The organism is Terriglobus sp. ADX1 (genome assembly GCF_036877645.1).
Classification (GTDB): Bacteria; Acidobacteriota; Terriglobia; order Terriglobales; family Acidobacteriaceae; genus Terriglobus.
Genome location: NZ_JAEDXV010000055.1, coordinates 1 through 6,564, shown reverse-complemented (window position 1 = coordinate 6,564; position 6,564 = coordinate 1). Strand labels below are relative to the sequence as shown.

The following is a 6,564-nucleotide window of genomic DNA, read 5'->3' as shown; positions in this document are numbered from 1 at the left end:
GCGTGGAAATGTTCAAGAAGCAGCTGGACGAGGGTCTTGCCGGTGACAACGCAGGTCTGTTGCTGCGTGGTACGGCGAAGGACGACGTGGAGCGCGGCATGGTTCTGGCGAAGCCGGGATCGATCACCCCGCACACGCAGTTCAAGGGCGAAGTGTACGTGTTGTCGAAGGAAGAAGGCGGCCGTCACACCCCGTTCTTCAACGGCTACCGTCCCCAGTTTTACTTCCGTACGACGGACGTGACCGGATCGGCGAAGCTGCCGGAAGGCACCGAGATGGTGATGCCGGGCGACAACGTGCAGCTGGAAGTCACGCTGCACACGCCGGTGGCAATGGAAAAGGGTCTGCGCTTCGCTATCCGTGAGGGTGGACGCACCGTAGGCGCCGGAACCATCTCCGAAATCATCAAGTAAGCACTTCGTGCCGTTCTCGACATCGCTCTTCGCGATGCTCGAGAGCGGAAAGAAGATCAATACAACAAAGGGCCAGCCGAAAGGCTGGCCCTTTTGCTTTTGCCTAAGGGGAATCATTCCCGATTCGGGCTACCACGATGCAATTTTCGACACAAGTGTTGCGCGGGGATCGCCCTTTGCCTAGTATGGGAGCCTAGGGCTGAGTTTGTTGATGGATTCCTGTGTTTCCAGACACATCGAAGACGATCACCATATCGGCGCTGCGAATCGAACCCAGGAGCTTCTGTCGCTGTGCCACTGCGTTTCTCTTCGTTGAATCTCGGTCTTGTGTCCGCTCGTACAGTTACCGCTTTCGGTGTCCTTGTGGCGCTCGGCATGACCGCGCCCTCGGCGAGTGCCCGCAAATTTGAAGCCCGCAAGCACCCACGCATTCGCGCCGTGGCCCATGCTTTTGTAAATGCCACGCTGCCTGGTCTGGGCCTCCTGCCCATTGATGGCGATGAAGTGACTGCTCCGTCTGACGGCCAGAAGTACGAACTGAAGTTTGCTCGCCAGGGCGGCGAAATGATCGACGTGGTGTATCGCGTGGGCGACACCTACATCCCAGATGCGCTGGACAAGCTGAATCACTTCCTCCGTGACAGCCACAATGAGCAAGTCAATACTTTTGATCCGCGTACCTTTGACGTTCTGCACACGATGCTTGCCAAGGTAGGCAAGGCGAGCGGCGTGATCAGCGTGCTTTCGGCTTACCGGTCGCAGGAAACAAACGATGCGCTGCGTGCCAGTGGCACAACCAATGCGGCGGAGCACTCGCAGCACATTGAAGCCAAGGCAGTCGATATGCGCGTTGAGGGCGTTCCGGCTGCGCGTCTGCGCGACGCTGCGTTATCGCTGGATGCAGGCGGTGTCGGCTACTACCCGAAGGGGCAGTTTGTGCATGTTGATACGGGCCCGGTTCGTAAGTGGACGTATTCGCCTCATGCTGGTGGCCGACACAAGCGTCGGCACTCACGTACCTAATGCCGGAATTACAAGTCAGTCAAAGCCCGATCCCATGGACCGGGCTTTTCTGTTTGTGATTTGCAAAGGTGAAACACCAAATTCACCGTGAAGTACTCTGCGCCTACATATCCAACGCTGTCATTGCAGATAGACTTCATGGTGCGTGCGCAACATGTATTTGGCATGTTGTGCGCGGATTTCTGGTAAGGACTTACCCCTCATGGCTGCAACACGACGCGATTTTCTGAAAGGCACCGGTGCTCTTGCCGTTGCTGCCGGTACACCTGCTCTTACCGCGGAAGCAGCGGTGCAGAAGCACAGCGCGACATCCGCAACGCAGGCGCATACCGGTGCATTGAGCGACTACGTCAACGTGTTGCAGGGGACGAACTCAAACCCGCAGTTTTCGCGCGGCAATACGCTGCCGATTGTCGCAGAGCCGTTCGGCATGGCGCACTGGACTCTGGAATCACGCAGCGGATCGCCGTGGATGTTTTCGCCCATTGATCAGCGGATTCAGGGCTTCCGCCTGACGCATCAGTTGAGCCCGTGGCTCAGCGATTACGGCTTCACCACGATTCTTCCTGTGACGGGTGAACCGGACGTGCGCGCGTCAGCGCGTGCCACCTCGTATCGGCCGGATGAGCTAGTGGCGCGTCCGTATGGCTTCAAGATAAACCTGCTGCGCTATTGCATTGACGCGGAGCTTACACCGACCTGTCGTGGTGCTGTGCTGCGTGCGACAAGCCGGTTGGGCGATGACATCTCGCTGGTGATTGATGTCCCGGAAAAGGGCGCGGAATTCCAGTGGGATGCCAATTCTGGAACACTGCATTGGAAGACCTCTGCAAGCGCAGGCGGTACGCCCGAAGGATTCGCAACGTACTACATTTTGCGTGCAGGCAAAGGCTCTACGTTTGAGCTGAAGACGCTGAAGACCAATACACGGGGACGCAGTGACAGCGGCAGCATGATTGGCATGTTGCATCTGAAGTCGGCAAAGGCTGAGGTCGCGATTACGCACTCGTTCATCTCGTTTGACCAGGCACACCGCAACCTCAATACAGAGATCGGCACGAGCAGCTTTGATGCTGTGCAGGCGAAGACGAAGGCGATGTGGGAGGAGCATCTTCGCGCTGTTGTCATCCATGGCGCGACCGAGACGCAGATGAAGACGTTCTATTCCTGTCTGTATCGCACGGTGTTGTTCCCGCGCATCTGGCATGAGATGGACGCGAATAATAAGCCCGTCCACATGAGCCCGTACACCAACAAGCTGACGCCCGGTGTGATGTATGCGGACCACGGTTATTGGGATGTGTATCGCGCTTGGTATCCAATGATGACGCTGCTGTATCCGGAACGGCTCGGCGAGATTCTGCAGAGCTGGGTGAACGCTGGCACCGAAGGTGGATGGATGCCGCAGTTCCCATGCCCGGGCTATCGCGCTTGCATGACGGGGTCGCTGATTGATTCGCTCTTTGGCGATGCGGTGGTGAAGGAGATTCCGGGCTTCGATCGCGAAGCTGCGTACCAGTTGCTGAAGAAGCACGCGACGCAGGTGGGCGATCCGGCGAAGGGCTATGGACGTCGCGGCTCGGCTTCGTATCAGAAGCTCGGCTACGTGCCGAATGATGAAGTGGAGCAGGCGTGCGTGGAATCGCTCGACGCGCATTACGGTGATTTCTGCATTGGGCAGATCGCAGCGAAGCTGGGGCACACGGAAGATGCAGCATTCTTTGCGAAGCGTTCGAAGAACTGGCGCATGATGTGGGACCCGCAGGTGAAGTTCTTCCGTGGCAAGAATGCGGATGGCAAGTGGGCGCCGGAGTTCCGGCAGTATCAATGGGGCTCGCCTTACGTTGAGGGCGGCGCATGGCAGCATCGCTGGAGCGTTCCACACGAGCCTGAAGCCATGATGAACGAGGCCTTCGGCGGCAAGGATATCTTCATCGCAGAGCTGACAAAGTGCGTAGAGCAGGAGCCGCGCTTTGAGGTCGGCGTGTATCACCAGGAGATTCACGAGATGAGCGAGATGGCCGCAGTACGCTTCGGCCAGTACGCACACTCGAATCAGCCGTCACACCACATCCTGTGGATGTTCACGATCGGTGGTCGTCCCGACCTGACGCAGAAGTGGGTGCGCAAGGTGTTGGACGAGCTGTACTCGCCGGAACAGTTCGCAGGCGATGAAGATACCGGCTCGATGGCGGCTTGGTACGTGCTGGCATCGCTCGGACTGTATACGCTGTGCCCAGGGAAGCCGGAGTGGATGCTGGGTTCGCCCATGTGGCAGAAGGCTGAGGTCCGTCGCGGGCTGAAGGGAAGCAGCTTCACCGTAGAGGCAGTCGGTGATCCTGCGACGAAGCAATATCGTGCGGGTCTAGCAGTGGATGGCAAGGCGCACAGTGGCGATGTGATCTCGCATGGGGATCTGGTGAAGGCTTCGGCGTTGCGATTTACCGTGAAGGCATAAGCGATTGCCAGACGACAACGGGGAGCGTCTCGCTCCCCGTTTCGTTTGCAATTTATACCTCTGCTGCGCCGACGAGTTCGTCCTTTTCCGGGGCGGTCGTCGTTGGTTGGGCACTGTCTTGCTTGCCGCGGTCTTCGCCCGCAATTGCACCGTCGACGTCTTCTACGGAGAGGCCGGGGCCATCCTTCATCTCCGACTCCACTGGCTTAAGGCCGAAGCTGGTCTGCCACGGACCGCGCATGTCCGTATCTCCCTCGCTGCCGTCGCCAGTTGAGCCGTTGAAATACTCGTCGACAATACCCGGCGTGGGTTTGAGACGGCCTATGGAAAACGGCTTCTTCTCCAGGCTCTCCAGCGCGGCGGAGAAGGCCTTCATGTGGGTGATTTCGCGGGTCATCAGGAACTGCAGCGTGTCGATGCTGCCGGGGTCGTCCGTGTGGTCGATCAGGCGTTCATACACGATCTTGGCCCGCGCCTCCGCGGCGATGTTGCTGCGAAGGTCCACATCGATTTCGCCGGTGATCTTCAGGTAGTTGGCGGTCCAGGCGTTGCCCATGGAGTCGAACAGCGCGACCCCGCCGCCTCCAGCGATGGTGATGAGGGGATCGGCTTCAGCCGCTTCGCGGTCTGTCTTCAGATCCTTCAGGTGCATACGAATCAGCGCGCCGACCACTTCGAGATGACTGAGTTCCTCCGTGCCAATATCGAGCAGCAGATCGCGGCGGCCAATGTCATCGATACAGTTCCAACCCTGAATGGTGTATTGCATGGCGGCTGCCAGCTCACCGTTCGCGCCGCCGAACTGCTCCAGTAGCATTCTGCCGAAAAGCACGTTCGGGGTATCGACGTTGACGGTATACATGAGCTTCTTAATGTGGTGATACATGAGGATCTCCGGAGGGAAAGCGGGCGAGACGTGCGGGGGAGGGCGCCGTTGCAGAAGGCCTTCGGCGGAAGCATCCGGACTGACGGACTGGACTAGTAGGAGCTGCAAACAAGAGCGCGCGTTGGCCGTGAACGCTGACTGTGCCGTTACAGATTTCGCAGTCATTGGTGCCGCACACAAAACGCTCTGCTCATTTCATTGGGCGGATATGGCCACGGCATGAGTGAAGGAGTCGGAATTGGATGGCAGCTCACGCGGCTGCTGATGACTGTGGTGAAATAGCAACCGCCGGATTCGCGTAAAAGCTCAAGTACTGCTATGATCAGTTGTCTGCTGCGTGAAGGTCGCTTGCGGTTCTGGCGGCTGGTTCGGGATGGCGAGTGAGTCCCGGCGCGGTGGTCCCTGACAAATTTTTGCCGTTTCACCGCATTTTCCTGTGGGAAAAGCGTCGTGCTTCGGTTACACTCAAAAGGTTGGTCTGAAGGCCAGCCGCAGTTGTAGATCTTTGCGTAAAGAGAGTTCGAACACATGGCTGCACAGCAGAGAATTCGCATTCGCCTGAAGGCGTATGACTATCGTGTCCTGGACACGTCGACCGGCGAGATCGTTGAGACCGCCAAGCGCACCGGAGCACAGGTTGCGGGTCCGATTCCCCTTCCCACGATGAAGAACAAGTACTGCGTGCTGCGTTCCCCGCACGTCGACAAGAAGTCGCGTGAGGCGTTCGAAATCCGTACGCATAAGCGGCTGATCGACATCCTGGAACCGACACAGCAGACGGTGGACGCGCTGATGAAGCTCGACCTGCCCGCTGGCGTTGACGTGGAAATCAAGACCGTTACCAAGTAACACCAAATTTCAATAAACCGGCAGTGCCCCGCTGCGTGCGCGGGCATGATGAGGAGAGAATCACATGGCAGTAACAGGTTTGCTCGGCAAGAAGATTGGCATGACGCAGGTGTTTGACGACGCCGGTGTTGTGCACCCGGTCACCGTAATCAAGGTTGGCCCCTGCGTTGTAACGCAGGTTAAGACGCAGAAGACTGACGGCTATGACGCTGCTCAGATCGGTCTCGTGGAGTTCGTGAAGGCCTCCAAGCTGACCAAGGGGCTGGCTGGTCACCTGGCGAAGAGCGATGCTCCTCCGGTTCGTGAGATCCGCGAAGTGGGTATCGAGTCTGTTTCGGGTGATAACGAGGGTGAAGGCGCTGTGAAGGCTGGCGATCGTGTTCTGGTCGACATCTTCGACGGCGAGCGTTTTGTGGACATCATCGGTAAGTCGAAGGGCCGCGGTTTCGCGGGCGTGGTTCGTCGCCACGGCTTCGGCGGTGGTCCCAAGTCGCACGGCCACATGTTCCAGATTCAGGGTTCGATCGGCGCATCGTCGTTCCCCTCGCGCGTATTCCCGGGCCAGCGCATGCCGGGTCACCATGGTGACGCGCAGATCACGGTTCGCAACCTGCGTATCCGCGGCATCGACCTCGAGGACAACCTCCTGTTGGTCGAGGGTGCGGTTCCGGGACCCCGTGATGGTGTGATTTTGATCTCCAAGTCGAAGAACCCGCCGCGTGAGCGTCGTGGATTCGCCGGCTCCGGTACGGTCGATCCGTTGAAGGCTTCGAAGAAGGCTTCCGGTAAGAAGAAGTAAGCATTGACGGCAGAGCAATCTCTGGTTGCTCTGCCGCTTAGTGTGTAGGTGTTGTAGCTCGCATCGTCTGCGGACTTAGTCGAAATGAGTAAGTCGACGGCAGGATGACAAATTGAACTTAGGGCGCTCGCAATAG

General features: G+C 58.3%; 5 protein-coding genes and 1 pseudogene. 5 read left to right on the top strand and 1 reads right to left on the bottom strand.

The window, feature by feature from the left end:
* The 3 genes and pseudogenes from JAO32_RS19610 to JAO32_RS19600 form a co-directional block, all read left to right on the top strand.
* Positions 1 to 413 (top strand): annotated as a pseudogene (locus tag JAO32_RS19610) (EF-Tu/IF-2/RF-3 family GTPase); the annotation flags it as partial.
* A gap of 291 nt (positions 414 to 704) precedes the next feature.
* Positions 705 to 1,436 (top strand): YcbK family protein, encoded by a 732-nt coding sequence (locus JAO32_RS19605; protein ID WP_334243558.1) that lies wholly within the window; start codon positions 705 to 707, stop codon positions 1,434 to 1,436.
* A 202-nt stretch (positions 1,437 to 1,638) separates the two neighbouring features.
* Positions 1,639 to 3,894: a GH92 family glycosyl hydrolase gene (locus JAO32_RS19600; RefSeq protein WP_334243555.1), complete on the top strand. Its 2,256-nt coding sequence runs from the start codon at positions 1,639 to 1,641 to the stop codon at positions 3,892 to 3,894.
* Between the two features lie 52 nt (positions 3,895 to 3,946).
* On the opposite strand, the gene JAO32_RS19595 is transcribed toward JAO32_RS19600, so the two are convergent.
* Complete coding sequence (locus JAO32_RS19595; RefSeq protein WP_334243553.1) at positions 3,947 to 4,780, bottom strand: manganese catalase family protein; 834 nt, start codon at positions 4,778 to 4,780, stop codon at positions 3,947 to 3,949.
* 528 nt (positions 4,781 to 5,308) lie between these two features.
* On the opposite strand from JAO32_RS19595, the gene rpsJ reads away from it, so the two are divergent.
* Both rpsJ and rplC read left to right on the top strand, forming a co-directional pair.
* Positions 5,309 to 5,629 (top strand): 30S ribosomal protein S10, encoded by a 321-nt coding sequence (gene rpsJ, locus JAO32_RS19590; protein ID WP_047496501.1) that lies wholly within the window; start codon positions 5,309 to 5,311, stop codon positions 5,627 to 5,629.
* Positions 5,630 to 5,693: 64 nt separating this feature from the next.
* Positions 5,694 to 6,428, top strand: a complete 735-nt coding sequence (gene rplC, locus JAO32_RS19585; protein WP_334243551.1) for a 50S ribosomal protein L3 — start codon at positions 5,694 to 5,696, stop codon at positions 6,426 to 6,428.
* Positions 6,429 to 6,564: the final 136 nt, after the last annotated feature.